The sequence below is a fragment of the Burkholderia sp. KJ006 genome, assembly GCF_000262695.1.
In the GTDB taxonomy this organism is placed as follows: Bacteria; Pseudomonadota; Gammaproteobacteria; order Burkholderiales; family Burkholderiaceae; genus Burkholderia; species Burkholderia vietnamiensis.
Genome location: NC_017920.1, coordinates 2,054,144 through 2,074,519, shown reverse-complemented (window position 1 = coordinate 2,074,519; position 20,376 = coordinate 2,054,144). Strand labels below are relative to the sequence as shown.

Genomic DNA, 20,376 nt, shown 5'->3' with positions numbered 1-20,376 from the left:
GGTGGTGGTCCTGCCGGGAAGTTGGAATGCGGTCGTGCGGCGCGCGAAGCGCCGCAGCAAAGCACGCAATTATACCGTTCGCCTGCCGTCGTCCGACAGTGAATACAAGGAAAGCGTCATGACGGCGGGGCCGGCGCCCCGGGAGGAGGCGCCCGGCCGTGCCGCGCGAGTGGGGCGCAGCGCGCGGCGCGAGGGAACGGCGAGGCGGCCGGGCGGGCGCCCGACGGCCGTGCGCAACGTCAGGCCTGCTTTTTCGACAGCGCGAGGCGCAGCAGATCGGCCACGGTGTTGACGTTGAGCTTCTCCATGATGTTCGCGCGGTGCGCTTCGACCGTCTTGATGCTGATGCCGAGATCGTCGGCGATCTGCTTGTTCAGGCGGCCGGCGATGATCCGCTCGAGCACCTGCTGCTCACGCGCCGTCAGCTTCGACAGGCGCTCGCTCGCGGCACGCTGTTCCTGCACGCTCTTGCTTTCGCTTCGGGCCTTGTCGAGCATCCGCTCGACGAGCTTGCGCAGCTCGGCTTCGTCGAACGGTTTCTCGATAAAGTCCATCGCACCCTTTTTCATCGTCGAGACGGCCATCGGCACGTCGCCGTGACCGGTGACGAAAATGATCGGCAGCGCGGCGTTGTCGGCGATCAGGCGTTCCTGCAACTCGAGGCCGCTCATGCCCGACATCCGCACGTCGAGGATCAGGCATGCGATCTGGCCGGCCTGCTGCGCCGGCTGGTATGCATCGAGGAACTGCTCGGCGCTCGAGAAGCACTGCACGCGATAGCCGTTCGCCTCCAGCAGCCAGCGCAACGAGTCCCGTACGGCCTCGTCGTCGTCGACGACGAAGACGGTTTCCTGAGTGGTGGTAACAGGGCTATTCATAGTTCTCCCGTGACGGTATGTGATGCCGATGACTCGCGCCCCCCTTGGGCGAGATCAGCGGGTTCCCCAATGGGCAGGCTGCAGTGGAATGTCGCGCCGGAAATGCGGCCGTCCGGTTCGACATTGTTGACCACCCACAGACGCCCCCGATGCGATTCGATGATCGAACGGCAGATGTTCAGCCCCATGCCCATGCCGTCGGACTTGGTGCTGTAAAACGGTTCGAACAGGCGCTCGGCGGTCGCTTCGTCGACGCCCGGGCCCTGATCGATCACGCGGATGTCGACGAAGCCCGCGTCGATGTCGGCGACGACGCGAATCACGCCGTCCGCCGACGCCGGCTTCACGTCGGCCATCGCCTCGGCCGCGTTCTTCATCAGGTTCACGAGCACCTGCTCGATCAGCACGGGGTCGACATAAATAATAGGCATTCTTGCGAGGATTTCCGTGACGATCCGGATCCTGCGCTTCCTGGCCTCGATTTCGGCGAGCCCGACCGCATCGGCGACGATGTCCGCGACGCGCGCCGGCTGGCGCTTCGGCTCGCTGCGCTTCACGAATTCGCGAATCCGCTTGACGATCATCCCCGCGCGCAATGCCTGCTGCGCGGTCTTCTCGAGCGCCGGCTGCAGCGTCTCGGGCGTGCTGCGGCCGCTCTTCACGAGCGCGAGCGTGCCCGAGCAATAGTTGTTGATCGCGGCGAGCGGCTGATTCAATTCGTGAGCAATCGACGACGCCATTTCGCCCATCGTCATCAATCGGCTCGTGAACTGCAGTTTCTCTTCCTGCTGGTGCGCGAGTTCCTGCGCCTTCTTGCGGGTCGTGATGTCGGTCGCGATCTGCATCTGCGCGAGGTGGCCGTCGACCCACTGGATGTATTGGCGGCGCACCTCGAACCACTTCTGGATGCTCTCGACGTAGACCTCCTGCGCGTCGGCCGTGCTGTTGGTCAGCGCGGCGGCCGGCAGGCCGGCGAAGGCGTCGACCATGTCGATCGAGTCGGACGATGCCTGCGCGCGATCGAAGCCGCCGCCCGACAGCTCGAGATGGCCGTCCGGGCGAATGCCGAACAGGTGGCGGTAGTAGCGGTTCGCGAACAGCAGCTCGGCCTCGTCCGCGGCCAGCACCGACACGGCGGCGTCGAGGCTTTCGAGCACCGTCGTGAAGCGTTCGTGCGCGGCCGCGAGCTCCTCGCGTGCGCGCTTCGGCTCGGTGATGTCGGTCATCGACGACATCCAGCCGGTCTGCCGGCCCGAGCTGTCGATCAGCGGCGACACGTACAGGCGCGCATGGAACAGCGTGCCGTTCTTGCGCCGCACGCGCAGCTCGAAGCCCGAGCTCGGCGCCTTGCCGCGCAGCGTCATGTCGAGCTGGCGCTGCATTTCCGGGTAGGCGTCGCGCGGCCAGTACGGGAACGGCGCGACCTTGCCGACCAGATCGCTTTCATCCCAGCCGGTCATCCGGCAGAACGCCGGGTTCACGTGGGTGATGCGGCCGTGCATGTCGAGCACGCGCATGCCGATCAGCACCGAGTTCTCCATCGCGCGGCGGAAGAACGCTTCCGCGTACAGCGCCTGCTGCGCCTCGAAGCGCTGCCGCGTGTGCTTCCACAGGCTCCAGAGGCTCCACAGCACGAAGCACGACAGGCCGGCCACGAGCCACACGAGCGTGTTGTTGGTGAGGTTCGTCAGCTGCGGGAACGCGTACACGCGCACGGTCAGCCCCTGGCCGGGCGGGTCGAGCGGCAGGTCGTAGTGGGAGTCGCGCGGCAGGCGCGGGCGCGTCGACGTCGACGACAGCTCGCGATTGTTCGAGTCGGTGATCGAGATCTTGTACTTCGACGACAGCTCCTGCGGGATGTCGTGCTTCAGGATCCCTTCGACCGAGAACACCGCGGCGATCGAGCCGAGGTATTCGCGATCGCCGCGCATCACGGGCGTCTGCAGCGTGATGAAGCCGTTGCCGAAGTCGTCGTAGATCAGCGGCGAATAGGCCTGGCGGCGCGTGCTGCGCGCTTCGTCGTAGGCGCCGCGCACGGCGTCTTCCATCTGCGCGTCGCCGGGCTTCGCGAGCCGCTGGCCGAGCAGCGGCGGATGCACGGTCGGCCAGCGCTGCACGCCGGGCGCCGTGTACCAGTTCAGATAGAGGATTTCCGGATGGGTCTGCATCACGTCCGCGACGGCCATCTGGAAGGCGTTCTGGTCGAGGCGGCCGGATGCGAGATCGCGCGACAGCGCCTGCAACTGCTCCTGCGCGCCCGTCATCGACAGGCGGATCTGCTGCTGCGCCCACGCGACGTTACGGAACAGCGTGTCTTCCTGCTGCTGCTGTTCGCGGCGATTGAGGCTCCATAAAATCAGGCTCATCACCACGAGGAACACGAGGATCGACAGCAGCGGCGTCAGCAGATAGGAGTTCGACCACCACGGTCCGTGGTGCCAGCGGGACGGCTGCGACTCCGCCGGCGGGCCCGACGGTCGCGCCGAGCGTGCGAAAAGCCGATCGGTCAACATGGCAGGATTGTAGCGCAGCGCAATACATGGAAAACCCATACCGGATATGTTGAGCGGAAACGAATTTGTGCGCGCCGCGCGTGCCGCCGAGCCCCGACGCATGGGTGCGCCGCAACAATATTCCGCATTACGAGAAAAGATCTCACAATTCGAAAATTTTGTTGCGCGCGGCCGTAGGCGCTCATTACAATCCGTCGAGCTTGCCCGCAGCCGGCCGCGACGCGTCGTCTGCACGAGAGCGATCCTCACATTCCAGGACCCAGGAGACGAGAATGTCCGCTGTACCGAACGAAGTGATGAAATACGTCGCCGCCGAGCGTGACGACGATCCGCAAGAAACCGTCGAATGGCTCGAGTCGCTCGACGGCGTGATCTCCTCCGTGGGCACCGGCCGCGCGCACTACCTGATCGAAAAGCAGATCGAATTCGCGCGCATGCACGGCGAACACCTGCCGTTCTCCGCGAACACCCCGTACATCAACACGATTCCGGTCGAAGCCCAGGCGAAGATTCCGGGCGACCAGGACATCGAGCACCGCATCCGTTCGTACACGCGCTGGAACGCGCTGGCGATGGTGCTGCGCGCAGGCAAGGACACGAACGTCGGCGGCCACATCGCGTCGTTCGCATCGGCCGCGACCCTCTATGACGTCGGCTACAACCACTTCTGGCACGCGGCGTCCGACCAGCACGGCGGCGATCTCGTGTTCGTCCAGGGCCACTCGTCGCCCGGCGTATACTCGCGCGCGTTCCTGCTCGGCCGCCTGTCGGAAGAACAGCTCGACAACTTCCGTCAGGAAGTCGACGGCAACGGCATCTCGTCGTACCCGCACCCGTGGCTGATGCCCGACTTCTGGCAGTTCCCGACGGTGTCGATGGGCCTCGGCCCGATCATGGCGATCTACCAGGCGCGCTTCATGAAGTACCTGGAATCGCGCGGCATCGCGCAGACGGCCGGCCGCAAGGTCTGGGCGTTCCTCGGCGACGGCGAGACGGACGAGCCGGAATCGCTCGGCGCAATCGGCATGGCGAGCCGCGAAAAGCTCGACAACCTCGTGTTCGTGATCAACTGCAACCTGCAGCGCCTCGACGGCCCGGTGCGTGGCAACGGCAAGATCATCCAGGAGCTCGAATCGGAGTTCCGCGGCGCCGGCTGGAACGTGATCAAGGTGATCTGGGGCAGCCGCTGGGATGCGCTGTTCGCGCGCGACAAGACGGGCGCGCTGATGCGCCGCATGATGGAAGCGGTCGACGGCGAATACCAGACGTACAAGTCGGAGTCGGGCGCCTACGTGCGCGAGCACTTCTTCAACACGCCCGAGCTGAAGGCGCTCGTCGCCGACTGGTCGGACGACGACATCTGGGCGCTGAACCGCGGCGGTCACGATCCGCACAAAATCTACGCGGCGTTCCACGAGGCGAGCAACTCGCAGGGCGCGCCGACCGTCATCCTCGCGAAGACCATCAAGGGCTACGGGATGGGCGAGTCGGGCCAGGCGATGAACATCACGCACCAGCAGAAGAAGCTGCCGGTCGAGCAACTGAAGAAGTTCCGCGATCAGTTCCGCCTGCCGATCACCGACGAGCAGATCGCCGACGTGCCGTACATCAAGTTCGAGGAAGGCTCGAAGGAACTCGAATACATGCGCCAGAAGCGCATGGAGCTCGGCGGCTATCTGCCGCACCGCCGCCAGAAGGCGACGTCGCTGCCGGTGCCGGCGCTCGACGCGTTCGAGCCGCTGCTCAAGGGCACGGGCGAGGGCCGCGAGATCTCGACGACGATGGCGTTCGTGCGGATCCTGAATATCCTGCTGAAGGACAAGGCGCTCGGCAAGCGCGTCGTGCCGATCGTCCCGGACGAGTCGCGTACGTTCGGCATGGAAGGGCTGTTCCGCCAGATCGGCATCTGGAACCAGGACGGCCAGAAGTACGTGCCGGAAGATTCCGACCAGCTGATGTTCTACAAGGAATCGAAGACCGGCCAGATCCTGCAGGAAGGCATCAACGAAGCGGGCGGCATGTGCGACTGGATCGCGGCGGCGACGTCGTATTCGACGCACGGCGAGATCATGGTGCCGTTCTACATCTTCTATTCGATGTTCGGCTTCCAGCGGATCGGCGATCTGGCCTGGGCGGCTGGCGACATGCGCTCGCGCGGCTTCCTGCTCGGCGGCACGGCCGGGCGCACGACGCTGAACGGCGAAGGGCTGCAGCACGAAGACGGCCACTCGCTGCTGTGGGCCGCATCGGTGCCGAACTGCGTGAGCTACGACCCGACGTTCGGCTACGAACTCGCGGTGATCATCCAGGACGGCCTGCGCCGCATGGTGCAGGAACAGGAAGACGTGTACTACTACGTCACGGTGATGAACGAGAACTACGAGCACCCGGCGATTCCGCAGGGCGAGCACGTGGCGGCCGACATCATCAAGGGCATGTACGCGTTCCGCAAGGCCGAGGCCGACAAGAAGGCGCCGCGCGTGCAGCTGCTCGGCGCGGGCACGATCTTCAACGAAGTGATCGCCGCCGCCGATCTGCTGAAGAACGACTGGGGCGTCGCGGCCGACCTGTGGAGCGTGCCGAGCTTCACCGAACTCGCGCGTGAAGGTCACGACGTCGAGCGCTGGAACCTGCTCCATCCGACCGAGGAGCGTCGCCTGTCGCACGTGCAGAAGTGCCTGAAGGACACGCAAGGTCCGGTCATCGCGTCGACCGACTACGTGCGCGCGCTGGTCGACCAGATCCGCGGCCAGATCGATCGCCGCTTCGTCGTGCTGGGCACCGACGGCTTCGGTCGTTCGGACACCCGCGCGAAGCTGCGTCACTTCTTCGAAGTCGACCGTTACTGGGTCGCCGTCGCAGCGCTGAACGCGCTTGCCGACGAAGGCACGATCGAGCGCAAGGTGGTCGCGGACGCGATCGCCAAGTACAACCTCGATCCGTCGAAGCCCAACCCGATGACCGTTTAACGCACACGCGCCGTGTGACGCCGCGCGCCGCTTCCGGGAGGGGCGCGCGCGGCCATGGAGACACAAAAAGATGAGTCAAGCGATCGAAGTGAAGGTGCCGGATATCGGCGATTACAAGGACGTGCCCGTCATCGAGGTGCTCGTCAAGGTGGGCGACACGGTCGAGCCCGAGCAGTCGCTCGTCACGCTCGAGTCGGACAAGGCGACGATGGACGTGCCGAGCCCGGCAGCCGGCACGGTCAAGGAAGTGAAGGTCAAGGTCGGCGACGCCGTGTCGGAAGGCACGCTGATCATCCTTCTCGAAGGCGGCGCGGCCGCGCAGGCGAACGGCGCCGCGGCAGCGGCCGCCGCGCCGGCGCCGGCTGCTGCGCCCGCTGCCGCTGCACCGGCTGCTGCGCCGGCTGCTGCGCCGGCTGCGTCGGGCGGTACGCTCGAAGTGAAGGTGCCCGACATCGGCGACTACAAGGACGTCCCGGTGATCGAGATCGGCGTGAAGATCGGCGACACCGTCGAGAAAGAGCAGTCGCTCGTCACGCTCGAGTCGGACAAGGCGACGATGGACGTGCCGAGCCCGGCCGCTGGCGTCGTGAAGGACATCAAGGTCAAGGTCGGCGATGCGGTGTCGGAAGGCACGCTGATCGTGCTGCTCGAAGCGGCAGGTGCGGCTGCACCGGCCGTTGCGCCGGCGAGCGCGCCGGCTCCGGCCGCCGCTGCACCGGCACCGGCGGCAGCGCCTGCGCCCGCACCGGCAGCATCGGCACCGGCCGCTGCTGCGCCGGCTGCCGCCCCGTCGGGCGAATACCGCGCGAGCCACGCGTCGCCGTCGGTGCGCAAGTTCGCGCGCGAGCTCGGCGTCGACGTCGCGCGCGTGCCGGGCAGCGGCCCGAAGGGGCGCATCACCAAGGACGACATCACGGGCTTCGTGAAGGGCGTGATGTCGGGCCAGCGCGCGGCGCCGGGCGCGGCAGCCGCGCCGGCAGGCGGCGGCGAGTTGAACCTGCTGCCGTGGCCGAAGGTCGACTTCGCGAAGTTCGGCCCGTTCGAGGCGAAGCCGCTGTCGCGCATCAAGAAGATCTCGGGCGCGAACCTGCATCGCAACTGGGTGATGATCCCGCACGTCACGAACAACGACGAAGCGGACATCACCGAGCTCGAAGCGCTGCGCGTGCAGCTGAACAAGGAGCACGAGAAGGCGGGCGTGAAGTTCACGATGCTCGCGTTCGTGATCAAGGCAGTGGTGGCCGCGCTGAAGAAATTCCCGACCTTCAACGCGAGCCTCGACGGCGACAACCTGGTGTTCAAGCAGTACTACCACATCGGGTTCGCGGCCGACACGCCCAACGGTCTCGTCGTGCCGGTGATCCGCGATGCGGACAAGAAGGGCCTCGTCGACATCGCGAAGGAAATGGCCGAGCTGTCGAAGGCCGCGCGCGACGGCAAGCTCAAGCCCGACCAGATGCAGGGCGGCTGCTTCTCGATCTCGTCGCTCGGCGGGATCGGCGGCACGCACTTCACGCCGATCATCAACGCGCCGGAAGTGGCGATCCTCGGGTTGTCGCGCGGGCAGATGAAGCCGGTGTGGGACGGCAAGCAGTTCGTGCCGCGGTTGACGTTGCCGCTTTCCCTGTCGTACGACCATCGCGTGATCGATGGCGCCGAAGCCGCGCGGTTCAATGCGTATCTCGGCGCGTTGCTCGCGGATTTCCGTCGCATCATTCTTTGATGAGAAGAGGGGCTCGCGGGGGCGTGCGTTTTTCGTTTTTGTCGGTGCGCCCCGTACTGTCGTTGAACCTGTTTTGCATGCGGTCTGCTGGCGTCGCCCCTGCGCGGGGCGGCGGTCACTTTTCTTTGTCTTCCAAAGAAAAGTAACCAAAAGAAAGGCGCGTCCTTGGGCGGACAGCAAAGGTGGTTCTGCCCAGGTTCGCGTTCTCTTGTCAGGCCGTGGCCGGTTCGTCGCGCGAGTTTCCATTCCCTCTCTCCGTAGCCAACAAGAAGGGGACGTACATGAGTCTCATCGAAGTCAAAGTTCCAGATATCGGCGATTTCAGCGGCGTCGATGTCATCGAAGTCAACATCAAACCCGGCGACGTGATCGAAAAAGAGCAAACGCTCCTCACGCTCGAATCCGATAAGGCATCCATGGAAGTGCCCAGCGACATCGCCGGCACCGTCAAGGAAATCAAAGTCAAAGCCGGCGACAAAGTCTCGCAAGGCACCGTGATCGCACTCGTCGAAGCATCGGCAGGCGCAGCCGCGCCGGCACCCGCGAAAGCACCCGACGCGCCGAAGCCCGCAGCGGCTGCGCCGGCTCCGGCCGCTGCCGCCTCGGCACCCGCGCCGCAAGCCGGCAGCTACGGCGGCTCAGCCGACATCGAATGCGACATGCTCGTGCTCGGCGCCGGCCCCGGCGGCTACTCGGCCGCATTCCGCGCCGCCGACCTCGGCATGAAGACGGTACTCGTCGAACGCTATTCGACACTCGGCGGCGTATGCCTGAACGTCGGCTGCATCCCGTCGAAAGCACTGCTGCACACGGCGCTCGTCGTCGAGGAAGCCGCAGCGCTCGCGTCGCACGGCATCACGTTCGGCAAGCCCCAAGTCGACCTCGACAAGCTGCGCGACTTCAAGGGCGGCGTCGTCAAGAAACTGACCACCGGCCTCGCCGGCATGGCGAAGGCGCGCAAGGTCGAAGTCGTGACCGGCATCGGCGCATTCGTCGACGCGTTCCACATGGAAGTGCAGGGCGACAACGGCAAGAAGGTCGTCAAGTTCAAGCAGGCCATCATCGCCGCCGGCTCGCAGGCGGTGAAGCTGCCCTTCATGCCGGAAGACCCGCGCGTCGTCGATTCGACCGGTGCACTCGAGCTGCGCCAGCTGCCGAAGCGGATGCTCGTGATCGGCGGCGGCATCATCGGCCTCGAAATGGCGACGGTGTACTCGACGCTCGGTGCCGAGATCGACGTCGTCGAAATGATGGACGGCCTGATGATGGGCGCCGACCGCGATCTCGTGAAGGTCTGGGAAAAGTTCAACGCGAAGCGCTTCGGCAACGTGATGCTGAAGACCAAGACGGTCGGCGCCCAAGCGAAGGAAGACGGCATCTACGTGAAGTTCGAAGGCGAGAAGGCGCCCGCGGAAGCGCAGCGCTACGACCTCGTGCTCGTCGCGGTGGGCCGCAGCCCGAACGGCAAGAAGATCGGCGCGGACAAGGCGGGCGTCGCGGTCACCGAGCGCGGCTTCATCGACGTCGACAAGCAGATGCGCACGAACGTGCCGCACATCTTCGCGATCGGCGATATCGTCGGGCAGCCGATGCTCGCGCACAAGGCCGTGCATGAAGGCCACGTCGCAGCCGAAGCCGCGCACGGCGAAAAGGCGTACTTCGACGCGCTGCAGATTCCGTCGGTGGCATACACCGATCCGGAAGTGGCATGGGCCGGCAAGACGGAAGATCAGTGCAAGGCCGAAGGCATCAAGTACGGCAAGGCGGTGTTCCCGTGGGCCGCGTCGGGCCGCGCGATCGCGAACGGCCGCGACGAAGGCTTCACGAAGCTGATCTTCGACGAGGCAACCCATCGCGTGATCGGCGGCGGCATCGTCGGCCTGAACGCGGGCGACCTCATCAGCGAAGTGTGTCTCGCGGTCGAAATGGGCGCGGACGCGGAAGACATCGGCAAGACGATTCACCCGCACCCGACGCTCGGCGAATCGGTCGGCATGGCCGCCGAATTGTATGAAGGCGTCTGCACGGATTTGCCGCCGCAACGCAAGAAGTGACGCAGCCTTAACGACCGGCCTCGCGCCGGTCGCGAAAAAACGCCGCCGTCCGGTCGTACCGGGCGGCGGCGTTTTGTTTTGTTCTGTCTCGTGCGGGCGCAGCGTCACGCCAACGCCGAACGCGGGCACACGCGCGAATCCGCTGCCGAAAATGAAAAAGGCCGCGCAGTGCGCGGCCTTTCCCGGAGCAGCTGACGCTTACGCGGCCGGCTTGCTCGAACGGCGCGATGCGGCGGCGGTCGCAGCCTTCGTCGCGACTGCAGCAGCGGCGTTGAAGTTCGTCTCGGCGATCTCGACGGCTTGCTTCGCAGCCTTCTGGACCGTTTCGTACGTGGTGTTTGCTGCGTTCAGCGCCGACTTCAGCGCGGCAACCGCGGTTTCCGAACCGGCCGGCGCGTTCTTCGCGACGTTGTCGACGAGCGCCTGGACCTTCTTGTTCTGCTCGTCGAATTGCGCTTCGGCAACCTTCGCGAACTCGGCTTGCGTAGCCGACGCGATTTCATACAGGTGACGGCTGTACGACAGCACCTTCTCGGCAACCGGCTGCGACAGGCTTGCCTGCAGCGCGATCAGCTCCTGCGCGTCCTTAACCGACAGCAGGCGCTGTGCGTTTTCCTGGCTTTCCGTCAGCGTCGACTTCACGACCTGCAGGTTCAGTTCGATCAGCTTTTCGACGCCTTCGAACGCCTTGGTCGTCAGACCGAACAGGCTTTCGAGATTGGCTTTCTGTGCGGCGGCGATTTGCTCGGGGGTCAGCAAGGACATGTCAAGCTCCTGAAAAGCGATCGCGTCGATCGCAGGGATAAAGGGCACTACGACGGGGAACTTCGTGTTGACGTGCTTTGTGCAACGCAACAATGAGTCCTATTTTAGGGCACAGAAAAGTCTTGTCAAGCACTTTTTGTGCATTGCACAATGGGGACAAATTATCTATAAAACAACGAGTTAACTCGCCCGTCCGGAACCGATTTCAGTCGCAATCCCACATGTTGCGCGGCCTGCCCCGGCAGCGCGCAGTGCACCATCGGCAAGCACAGGTAAACCTGACAGGCACCTGGAACGTTATGCTTCTGTTCCGGTCGAAAAGCGCGTCGTTTCGATGCGTACCATGGCGACGTGCCGCCGCCGTGGTTGAAACCGATGCCATTGGCCCGCCGAGCGCCGGATCCGTACTTTCCCCGCTTTAATTTGTCGCCAAAGTGACGTTATCTCAATTAACCGTGTGGTTATCGGGAGGCGGGTACTGTCGGGCAGCGCGGCCCATGAATTTTTTCGATGGGGGCGGGAGGATCGATCGACGCATCATGGTCGACCCTTACATTCCGGTTTAAAGACGATCGGTAAGTGCCTAATATTGCTCTTTTTTTCAGCTTTAACTACACTTGCGGAAACCTCCCGCCCGCTTTGTCCAGACCCCAATGAAAGCCGAATCGTTTTCACCGCGCAGATTGTTGCAGAGCATGACGCTCGGCACGGCTGTGTCGGTCGCCGTCGCGTTGCTCGCGACTGCCGCGACCGTCGCGCCCGCTGACGCCGTCGCTGCCACTGCGAAGACCCACCAGGCCGCCAAGAAAGCCGCTTCCGCTTCGTCCGCGAAGAAGAAGACGGTGAAGGCCGCCTCCGCCAAATCCGCGAACGTCGCGTCGGCCGAAGCGCCGCGCGCCACGCGCAAGCGGGCGACGCTCGCGGCCAACGTGCGCGGCCATCACGGCGCGGTGCGCAAGGTCGCGTTCCAGCCGCGCCGTCCGACGGTCGGCCAGGCATTCGGCCTGCACGACACGCCCGACGCGCTCGCGCTGCGCTCGAGCGTCGCGTACGTCGTCGACCAGAACACCGGCGAGCCGCTGTTCGACAAGAATTCGCACGCCGTCGTGCCGATCGCGTCGATCTCGAAGCTGATGACTGCGATGGTCGTGCTCGACTCGAAGGCGCCGATGACCGACCAGATCGAGGTCACCGACGAAGACCGCGACTACGAGAAGGGCACGGGCTCGCGCCTGTCGGTCGGCTCGGTCCTGTCGCGCGAGGACATGCTGCACATCGCGTTGATGGCATCGGAGAACCGTGCCGCCGCGGCGCTGTCGCGCTATTACCCGGGCGGCCGCCCGGCGTTCATCGCGGCGATGAACGCGAAGGCGAAGTCGCTCGGCATGAACGACACGCACTTCGAGAATTCGACGGGCCTGTCGAGTTCGAACGTGTCGAGCGCACGCGACCTCGTCAAGATGGTCAACGCCGCGTACCAGTATCCGCTGATCCGCCAGTTCTCGACCGACCGTACGTACGACGTGAACACCGGCAAGCGCACGCTGGTCTACAACAGCACGAACGCGCTGATTCGCGGCAATGGCTCGTGGGACATCGGCCTGCAGAAGACCGGCTTTATCAACGAAGCCGGCGAGTGTCTGGTGATGCAGGCGACGATCCACGGCCGCCCGATGGTGATGGTGCTGCTCGATTCGTTCGGCAAGTATTCGCGCTTTGCCGACGCGTCGCGCCTGCGCAACTGGCTCGACGCCGGCGGCGGCGAGCGGCTCACGGCAGCCAATACGCCGAACGGCGGCACCTGATCGCGCTGCGGCGGCCGGCCTGCCGCACCGATGTCCCAACAACGAAAAAGCCCCGCGATGCAATCGCGGGGCTTTTTCGTTGCAGCCGTCGGCGCGGCGCGGATTACGCCTGCCGCTGCAGTCCTTCCGTCTCTTTCGCGGGCGCCGGGCGGTAGCCGAGCGCCTCGGAGATCGTCAGCGCGGTGCGGCTCAACTGGCCGAGCCACGCGTCCTGCAGGCGATCGGCCGGGGCCGACAGCGACAGGCCGGCCACCAGCTTGCCCGAGTCGTCGTAGATGCCCGCGGCGATGCAGCGCACGCCGAGTTCCAGCTCTTCGTTGTCGCGCGCGCACGATTGCTGGCGCACGATGGCCAGCTCGCGTTCGAGCTTCGCGATGTCGGTAATGCTGTTCTGCGTGTGGCCGGACAGCCCGGTGCGCGTCGCATAGGCGCGCACACGCGCGGTTTCGTCGGCGGCGAGAAACAGCTTGCCGACCGACGTCAGGTGCAGCGGCGCGCGGCCGCCGATCGCGCGGACCACCTGCATCCCCGAGCGTTCCGAGTAGGCGCGCTCGATGTAGACGATTTCGTCGCCTTGGCGCACCGACAGGTTCACCGTCTGGCCGGTGAGGCGATGCAGCTCGCGCATCGGCATCAGCGCGGCGTCGCGTACCGACAGCCGCGCCTTCACCAGGTTGCCGAGCTCGAGCAGCCGCATGCCGAGCCGGTAGGTGCCGGGGTCGGAGCGGTCGACGAGGCGGCAGGTCACCATGTCGTTGAGAATGCGGTGCGCGGTCGACGGATGCAGTTCCGTGCGTTGCGCGAGTTCCTTCAGACTGACGGGGTCGCTGTGCGCGGCGAGCGCGTCCAGCAGCCGCATCATCCGTTCGATCACCTGGATCGAGGTTTTGGAATCCGGGGTGGGTTGGGTCATATCGGCGGAAAAATCGGCGGAGAATCGGTTGACGCATCAAGCGGGTTGCGTCGATTGTATCTCGTATCGTGAAAAAAGCGAACGCCGTTCGAGGAACCCCTCGTTTCCGGCGGGCCGGTTACGGCGTGCGCGCCGGCGTTGGTCTTGCCGGCCAAACGGCGGATAATGAGACCCGTTTTCTCGAAGGAGCATGTATGCGAGTCGGTTTGTTCGTGACCTGTCTGGTCGATCTGATGCGTCCGGAAATCGGTTTTTCGGCGCTGAAACTGATTCGCGAAGCCGGCTACGAGGTGTTCGTGCCGCCTGCGCAAACCTGCTGCGGGCAGCCGGCGTACAACTCCGGCGACCGCGCGCTCGCGCGCGACCTCGCTGAGAAGACGCTGCGCGAGTTCGAGCAGTTCGATTACGTGGTCGCGCCGTCGGGTTCGTGCGGCGGAATGATCCGCGCGCATTACGGCGACCTGTTCCGCGACGATCCCGAACTGATGGCGCGCTACGGGCGACTCCAGCAGAAGGTCTACGAACTCACCGATTTTCTCGCGAACGTCGCGAAGGTCACGCTCGCGCCCGGCGAATTCACCGGCCCCGTCACCTATCACGACTCGTGCTCCGGCCTGCGCGAGCTCGGCGTCAAGGCGCAGCCGCGCGCGCTGCTCGCGCAGCGCGGCGTGGCGATCAACGAGATGAAGGACTGCGAGCACTGCTGCGGATTCGGCGGCACGTTCTCGGTCAAGTACGGCGACATTTCGGCGGCCATCGCGGACGAAAAATGCGCGAACGTGCGCGCGTCCGGCGCCGGCGCGGTCGTGCTCGGCGATCTCGGCTGCATGCTGAACATCGAAGGGCGGTTGCGCCGCACCGGCGACCGCGACACGCGCGTGCTGCACATCGCGCAAGTGCTGGCGGGCGACGTCTGACGCCCGGTTCCGCTCACTTTTTCCCGATCCCGCGATGCAAGTCCAATCGATGCATTTCAAGGCGCGCGCCGGCCAGAAACTCGCCGACCAGCGTCTGCAGCAGAACCTGAAGAAGCTGTCGACGAAATTCGTGTCGGCACGCGCCGACGCGATGACCGCGATCGACTTCCCGGCGACACGCGCCGCGCTGAAGACGCGCCGCAATCGTGCGCTCGAGAATCTCGACGTGTGGCTCGAGGCGTTCGAGCGCGAGGCGACGCGGCGCGGCACGACGGTGCTGTACGCCGAAACGACCGCGGACGCCGCGCGGCTCGTCGCCGACATCGCGCGCCGGCACGACGTCAAGAAGGTCATCAAGACGAAGTCGATGGTGTCCGAGGAGATGCGTCTGAACGCGGTGCTCGCCGAGATGGGCGTGCAGTCGATCGAGACGGATCTCGGCGAATACATCCTGCAGATCAACGACAACGAGCCGCCGAGCCACATCATCGCGCCCGTCGTCCACAAGGACAAGGACGAGATCGCCGACCTGTTCGCGCGCACGCATCACCGCGAGCGGCTGACCGAGATCACCGACATGACGCGCGAGGCGCGCGACGTGCTGCGTCCGCATTTCATGTCGGCCGACATGGGCGTGACGGGCGGCAACTTCGTGATCGCCGAGACGGGTTCGGTCGCGGTCGTCACGAACGAAGGCAACGAAGGGATGTGTACGGTGATGCCGCGCGTGCACGTCGCGGTGACCGGCATCGAGAAGGTGCTCCCGACGCTCGAGGATCTCGCGACCGCGATGCGCCTGCTGCCGCGTTCGGCCACCGGGCAGAAGACCTCGAACTATTTCTCGCTGCTCACCGGCCCGCGCGGCCCCGGCGACGAGGACGGCCCCGAGCACAACTACGTGGTGCTCGTCGACGGCGGCCGCACGGGGCTGATCGGCGGCGAATTCCAGGAGATGCTGCGCTGCATCCGCTGCGGCGCGTGCATGAACCACTGTCCGGTCTACCAGAAGGTCGGCGGCCACGCGTACGGCTGGGTCTATCCGGGCCCGATGGGCTCGGTGCTGACGCCGAGCTACGTCGGCATCGATCGCGCGCTCGACCTGCCGCAGGCCGCGACGCTGTGCGGCGAATGCGACAGCGTGTGCCCGGCCGGCATCCCGCTGTCGCACCTGCTGCGCACGTTGCGCGAGAAGCAGGTGGAGCGCCATCTGCGGCCGTGGCGCGAGCGCGCGGGGCTCGCCGCGTGGGGCTTCTTCGCGCGGCGCCCGATGTTGTACGCGCTGACGACCAAGCTCGCGGTGCGCATCCTCGAGCGCCTGGGCGGCAGCGGCGGGACGCTGCGCCGCCTGCCGATGATGGGCGGCTGGATGGACACCCGCGACATGCCGACGCCGACCGGCCGCACGTTCCGCGAACTGTACGCCGCGTCGCAAAGCCATCTCGGCTGAGGACTGTTCATCGAGCGACAACAGTGCGTTCGCTATTCGCATATTTATCTTGATAGATGCGGTCTATAGAATCTTGCTAATCGTCACCGAAACCGGGTTTCGGGACATCAGGTCAAGGAGCCGCATCATGAGAAAGACAATATCGATGTACTGGCCGCTGGCAATCGTCGTTCCGCTCGCCGCGGCCGCCTATCTGCACGCAATGAGCGACGAACCGTCGCGGGGCCCGCTCGCCGTGCATCAGGCGTCGGCGGAACTCGCGCGCGCCGTGTCGTTCGGCCTGGTCGACGACGCCGCGAAGCCGATCTCGGGCGCGTCCGGCGACGCGATGCTCGCCGCGCCGAAGGCGCTGTAGGACAGGCGGCCGGCGCTTTGCGCCGCGGCGCGATTTCGTGCGCCTTTGTATAATGGCGCGTTCCTCTCCGACGCGGCTTGCCGCGGCTTTCCGATAGTGCGATGACCCGCGTTGCGATCTGTTTCGTTTGTCTGGGCAATATCTGCCGTTCGCCCACCGCGGAAGGCGTGATGCGTCATCAGATCGACGCGGCCGGGCTGGCTGATCGGATCGCGGTCGATTCGGCCGGCACCGGCGACTGGCACGTCGGCGAGCCGCCCGACACGCGCGCACAGGCGGCCGCCCGCACGCGCGGCTACGATCTTTCGACGTTGCGCGCGCGGCAGGTGAGTGCGGCCGACTTCGAAGCGTTCGACCTGCTGCTCGCGATGGACGAAGCCAATTTCGCGGAACTGCGCCGGCGCTGCCCGCCCCGGCATCGCGACAAGGTGCGGCTGCTGATGGAATTCGCGCCGGGCGCGACCGCCACCGAAGTGGCCGATCCTTACTTCGGCGGCGCACACGGCTTCGAACAGGTGCTCGATCAGGTCGAACACGCCTGCGCGGGCCTGCTCGACACGCTGCGTCGCGACGTCGCACGCTGAAGCGCGACCCGTATTCAGCGTTCTGCGAATACCCTTTCGAAGACATGGATACTTGACTAAAAACGTCAAATATTTATACTTGACCAAAATCGTCAAGATTGCAGTCCCCTAGACACCATGAGACTCACCACCAAAGGCCGTTTCGCCGTCACGGCGATGATTGACTTGGCACTGCGCCAGGAGCAGGGCCCGGTGACGCTTGCAGGCATCAGCCAGCGCCAGCGGATTTCGCTCTCGTATCTCGAACAGCTGTTCGGCAAGCTGCGCAGGCATGAAATCGTCGAATCCGTGCGCGGCCCGGGCGGCGGCTACAACCTCGCGCGCCGCGCGCAGGACGTCACCGTCGCCGACATCATCATCGCGGTCGACGAACCGCTCGACGCGACGCAATGCGGCGGCAAGGGCGCGTGCGACGGCTCGAAGCAGCCCGACGGTCATTGCATGACGCACGAGCTGTGGTCGACGCTGAACCAGAAGATGGTCGAGTACCTCGATTCGGTTTCGCTGCAGGATCTCGTCGATCAGCAGCGCGCCCGCGAGGGCGCGCCGGCCGTGCTGCGCGACCGGCGTACGCCCGAGCCGGCCGCCGCGCCGGCCGAGCCGGTTCGCACGATGCCGCTCGGCCCGAATTCGGTGTTCAACATCGCGAGTTCGTGAGCGTTGTACACCACCGCGCACCCCGCACACCCATAACGCACATAGTCCCTGCACAGAATCCCCGGAGCGACAGATGACCCAACAGACCCTCCACCTGCCCATCTACATGGATTACAGCGCGACGACGCCGGTCGATCCGCGCGTGGTCGACAAGATGGTGCCGTACCTGCGCGAGCGGTTCGGCAACCCGGCGTCGCGCAGCCACGCCTACGGCTGGGACGCGGAGCACGCGGTCGAGGAAGCGCGCGAGCAGGTGGCTGCGCTCGTGAATGCGGACCCGCGCGAGATCATCTGGACGTCGGGCGCCACGGAGTCGGACAACCTCGCGATCAAGGGCGCCGCGCACTTCTACAAGGGCAAGGGCAAGCACATCATCACGGTGAAGACCGAGCACAAGGCCGTGCTCGACACCTGCCGCGAACTCGAGCGCGAGGGCTTCGACGTCACCTATCTCGACGTGAAGGAAGACGGGCTGCTCGACCTCGACGTGTTCAAGGCCGCGCTGCGCCCGGACACGATCCTCGTGTCGGTGATGCACGTGAACAACGAGATCGGCGTGATCCAGGACATCGCGACGATCGGTGAGATCTGCCGCGAGAAGGGCATCGTGTTCCACGTCGACGCCGCGCAGTCGACCGGCAAGGTCGAGATCGACCTCGCGAAGCTGAAGGTCGACCTGATGTCGTTCTCGGCGCACAAGACCTACGGCCCGAAGGGCATCGGTGCGCTGTACGTGCGCCGCAAGCCGCGCGTGCGCATCGAAGCGCAGATGCACGGCGGCGGCCACGAGCGCGGCATGCGTTCGGGCACGCTGGCGACGCACCAGATCGTCGGCATGGGCGAAGCGTTCCGCATCGCGCGCGAAGAAATGGCGACCGAGAACGAGCGCATCCGGATGCTGCGCGACAAGCTGCTGCGCGGCCTGTCGCAGATCGAGGAAACCTACGTGAACGGCGACATGGAGCACCGTGTGCCGCACAACCTGAACATCAGCTTCAACTTCGTCGAAGGCGAGTCGCTGATCATGGCGATCAAGGACGTCGCGGTGTCGTCGGGCTCGGCGTGCACGTCGGCGTCGCTCGAGCCGTCGTACGTGCTGCGTGCGCTCGGCCGCAACGACGAACTCGCGCACAGCTCGATCCGCTTCACGGTCGGCCGCTTCACGACGGAAGAGGAGGTCGACTTCGTGATCGATCTGCTGAACAGCAAGATCGCGAAGCTGCGCGAGCTGTCGCCGCTCTGGGAAATGCACCAGGAAGGCATCGATCTGTCGACGATCGAATGGGCTGCACACTGAACACCGCATTGCATACATTCGCGCGCGGATTTACGCACGCAGACGTAACGAGTCAAGGAGTCTGAGTCATGTCATACAGCAACAAGGTTCTGGATCACTACGAAAACCCGCGTAACGTCGGTTCGTTCGCGAAAGACGACGACGCGGTCGGCACCGGCATGGTCGGCGCGCCCGCCTGCGGCGACGTGATGAAGCTGCAGATCCGCGTCGGCGCGGACGGCGTGATCGAAGACGCGAAGTTCAAGACCTACGGTTGCGGTTCGGCCATCGCATCGAGCTCGCTCGTGACCGAATGGGTGAAGGGCAAGACGCTCGACGAGGCGCTCTCGATCAAGAACACGCAGATCGCCGAAGAACTGGCGCTGCCGCCGGTGAAGATTCACTGCTCGATCCTCGCGGAAGACGCGATCAAGGCAGCCGTGGCCGACTACAAGAAGCGCCACGACACCAAGGAAGGCGATCAGGCAGCAGCCTGAGCGGCAACGAGCGGCTTGTGAAGGAACCGGGTGCGCGCTGGCCGCGCACCGCGGCAAGGACATCATGGCAATTACACTGACCGAAAAAGCAGCACAGCACGTCCAGAAATACCTCGTCCGGCGCGGCAAGGGTGTTGGCCTGCGGCTTGGCGTTCGCACGACCGGGTGCTCGGGGCTCGCGTACAAGCTCGAGTATGTCGACGAGCTGGCCCCCGAGGATCAGGTGTTCGAGAGCCATGGCGTGAAGGTCGTCGTCGATCCGAAGAGCCTCGCGTACATCGACGGCACCGAGCTCGACTTCGCGCGCGAAGGTCTGAACGAAGGGTTCAAGTTCAACAACCCGAACGTGAAGGACGAGTGCGGGTGCGGCGAATCGTTCCGCGTGTGACGCGGGTTTCCGCGCAATGCGGGCAAGAGGCGGCACGAGCCGCCTTTTTAATGTGCGGCGTTCGCCGCGCAACGAACCGGAATTGAACGCGACGATGGTTTCGCTGAAAGACAGCCACTTCGACCTGTTTCACCTGCCGGCGCAATTCGCGCTCGACGACGCGGCGCTCGACGACGCGTATCGCACGGTGCAGACGCAGGTGCATCCGGACCGCTTTGCAGCGGCGGGCGACGCGCAAAAGCGCATCGCGATGCAATGGGCGACCCGTGCGAACGAGGCGTACCGCACGCTGCGCGATCCGCTGCAGCGCGCGAGCTATCTGCTGTCGCTGCGCGGCGTCGACATCGGCGCGGAAAACAACACCGCGATGGAGCCGGCGTTCCTGATGCAGCAGATGGAATGGCGCGAAGGCATCGAGGATGCCGCGGCCGCGCGCAACGTCGACGCGCTCGACGTGCTGCTCGCCGAGTTGCGCGACGAAAAGCGCGTGCGCATCGAGCGCCTGGGTACGCTGCTCGACAGCGGCGCCGACCAGGCCGCCGCCGAGGCCGTGCGCCAGCTGATGTTCATCGAACGGGTCGCGTCGGAAGTCGGCGCGCAGATCGAGCGTCTCGAAACTTAACCGCGTGCCTCGC

17 protein-coding genes and 1 pseudogene are annotated in these 20,376 nt (G+C 65.3%); 14 read left to right on the top strand and 4 right to left on the bottom strand.

The window, feature by feature from the left end:
- Nucleotides 1–239: 239 nt before the first annotated feature.
- Both fixJ and fixL read right to left on the bottom strand, forming a co-directional pair.
- Nucleotides 240–878, bottom strand: coding sequence for an oxygen response regulator transcription factor FixJ (gene fixJ / locus MYA_RS09360; protein ID WP_006493245.1), 639 nt, complete (start codon nt 876–878; stop codon nt 240–242).
- Nucleotides 875–3,391: an oxygen sensor histidine kinase FixL gene (gene fixL, locus MYA_RS09355; protein WP_011885427.1), complete on the bottom strand. Its 2,517-nt coding sequence runs from the start codon at nt 3,389–3,391 to the stop codon at nt 875–877. The genes fixJ and fixL overlap by 4 nt, the downstream gene beginning before the upstream one ends.
- Here fixL and MYA_RS32575 point away from each other — a divergent pair.
- From MYA_RS32575 to lpdA, 4 genes and pseudogenes are all read left to right on the top strand, one after another.
- A pseudogene (locus MYA_RS32575) lies at nt 3,311–3,528 on the top strand (hypothetical protein); the annotation flags it as partial. The gene fixL and the pseudogene MYA_RS32575 sit on opposite strands and share 81 nt — an antisense overlap.
- A gap of 135 nt (nt 3,529–3,663) precedes the next feature.
- Nucleotides 3,664–6,360 (top strand): pyruvate dehydrogenase (acetyl-transferring), homodimeric type, encoded by a 2,697-nt coding sequence (gene aceE, locus MYA_RS09350; RefSeq protein ID WP_011885426.1) that lies wholly within the window; start codon nt 3,664–3,666, stop codon nt 6,358–6,360.
- A gap of 70 nt (nt 6,361–6,430) precedes the next feature.
- Entirely contained in the window at nt 6,431–8,083 is a 1,653-nt protein-coding gene (gene aceF, locus MYA_RS09345) for a dihydrolipoyllysine-residue acetyltransferase (RefSeq protein ID WP_014723289.1), read from the top strand.
- Nucleotides 8,084–8,364: 281 nt separating this feature from the next.
- Nucleotides 8,365–10,137, top strand: a complete 1,773-nt coding sequence (lpdA, locus tag MYA_RS09340) for a dihydrolipoyl dehydrogenase (RefSeq protein WP_014723287.1) — start codon at nt 8,365–8,367, stop codon at nt 10,135–10,137.
- A gap of 198 nt (nt 10,138–10,335) precedes the next feature.
- On the opposite strand, the gene MYA_RS09335 is transcribed toward lpdA, so the two are convergent.
- Nucleotides 10,336–10,902, bottom strand: a complete 567-nt coding sequence (locus tag MYA_RS09335; RefSeq protein ID WP_011885423.1) for a phasin family protein — start codon at nt 10,900–10,902, stop codon at nt 10,336–10,338.
- Nucleotides 10,903–11,555: 653 nt separating this feature from the next.
- On the opposite strand from MYA_RS09335, the gene pbpG reads away from it, so the two are divergent.
- The gene (gene pbpG / locus MYA_RS09330; RefSeq protein ID WP_011885421.1) at nt 11,556–12,707 is read left to right on the top strand and encodes a D-alanyl-D-alanine endopeptidase; all 1,152 of its coding nucleotides are present in this window, start codon (nt 11,556–11,558) and stop codon (nt 12,705–12,707) included.
- Nucleotides 12,708–12,810: 103 nt separating this feature from the next.
- On the opposite strand, the gene MYA_RS09325 is transcribed toward pbpG, so the two are convergent.
- Nucleotides 12,811–13,620 (bottom strand): IclR family transcriptional regulator, encoded by an 810-nt coding sequence (locus MYA_RS09325; protein ID WP_011885420.1) that lies wholly within the window; start codon nt 13,618–13,620, stop codon nt 12,811–12,813.
- 194 nt (nt 13,621–13,814) lie between these two features.
- Here MYA_RS09325 and MYA_RS09320 point away from each other — a divergent pair, with 194 nt between their 5' ends.
- The 9 genes from MYA_RS09320 (at nt 13,815) to hscB (ending at nt 20,363) form a co-directional block, all read left to right on the top strand.
- The gene (locus tag MYA_RS09320) at nt 13,815–14,537 is read left to right on the top strand and encodes a (Fe-S)-binding protein (RefSeq protein WP_011885419.1); all 723 of its coding nucleotides are present in this window, start codon (nt 13,815–13,817) and stop codon (nt 14,535–14,537) included.
- Between the two features lie 34 nt (nt 14,538–14,571).
- Nucleotides 14,572–15,984, top strand: a complete 1,413-nt coding sequence (locus tag MYA_RS09315; protein ID WP_014723284.1) for a lactate utilization protein B — start codon at nt 14,572–14,574, stop codon at nt 15,982–15,984.
- A gap of 127 nt (nt 15,985–16,111) precedes the next feature.
- The gene (locus MYA_RS09310; RefSeq protein WP_014723283.1) at nt 16,112–16,339 is read left to right on the top strand and encodes a hypothetical protein; all 228 of its coding nucleotides are present in this window, start codon (nt 16,112–16,114) and stop codon (nt 16,337–16,339) included.
- 101 nt (nt 16,340–16,440) lie between these two features.
- Nucleotides 16,441–16,923 carry a low molecular weight protein-tyrosine-phosphatase gene (locus MYA_RS09305; protein WP_011885416.1) on the top strand — a complete coding sequence of 161 codons (483 nt, stop codon included), beginning with the start codon at nt 16,441–16,443 and terminating at the stop codon, nt 16,921–16,923.
- Nucleotides 16,924–17,040: 117 nt separating this feature from the next.
- Complete coding sequence (gene iscR / locus MYA_RS09300; protein ID WP_011885415.1) at nt 17,041–17,580, top strand: Fe-S cluster assembly transcriptional regulator IscR; 540 nt, start codon at nt 17,041–17,043, stop codon at nt 17,578–17,580.
- Between the two features lie 73 nt (nt 17,581–17,653).
- On the top strand, nt 17,654–18,877 hold the full coding sequence (locus MYA_RS09295) for an IscS subfamily cysteine desulfurase (RefSeq protein WP_014723281.1): 1,224 nt from the start codon (nt 17,654–17,656) through the stop codon (nt 18,875–18,877).
- 68 nt (nt 18,878–18,945) lie between these two features.
- Nucleotides 18,946–19,353, top strand: coding sequence for a Fe-S cluster assembly scaffold IscU (gene iscU / locus MYA_RS09290; protein WP_009691729.1), 408 nt, complete (start codon nt 18,946–18,948; stop codon nt 19,351–19,353).
- Nucleotides 19,354–19,417: 64 nt separating this feature from the next.
- Complete coding sequence (gene iscA / locus MYA_RS09285) at nt 19,418–19,741, top strand: iron-sulfur cluster assembly protein IscA (protein ID WP_011885413.1); 324 nt, start codon at nt 19,418–19,420, stop codon at nt 19,739–19,741.
- Between the two features lie 94 nt (nt 19,742–19,835).
- Nucleotides 19,836–20,363, top strand: a complete 528-nt coding sequence (gene hscB, locus MYA_RS09280) for a Fe-S protein assembly co-chaperone HscB (RefSeq protein ID WP_041493968.1) — start codon at nt 19,836–19,838, stop codon at nt 20,361–20,363.
- Nucleotides 20,364–20,376: the final 13 nt, after the last annotated feature.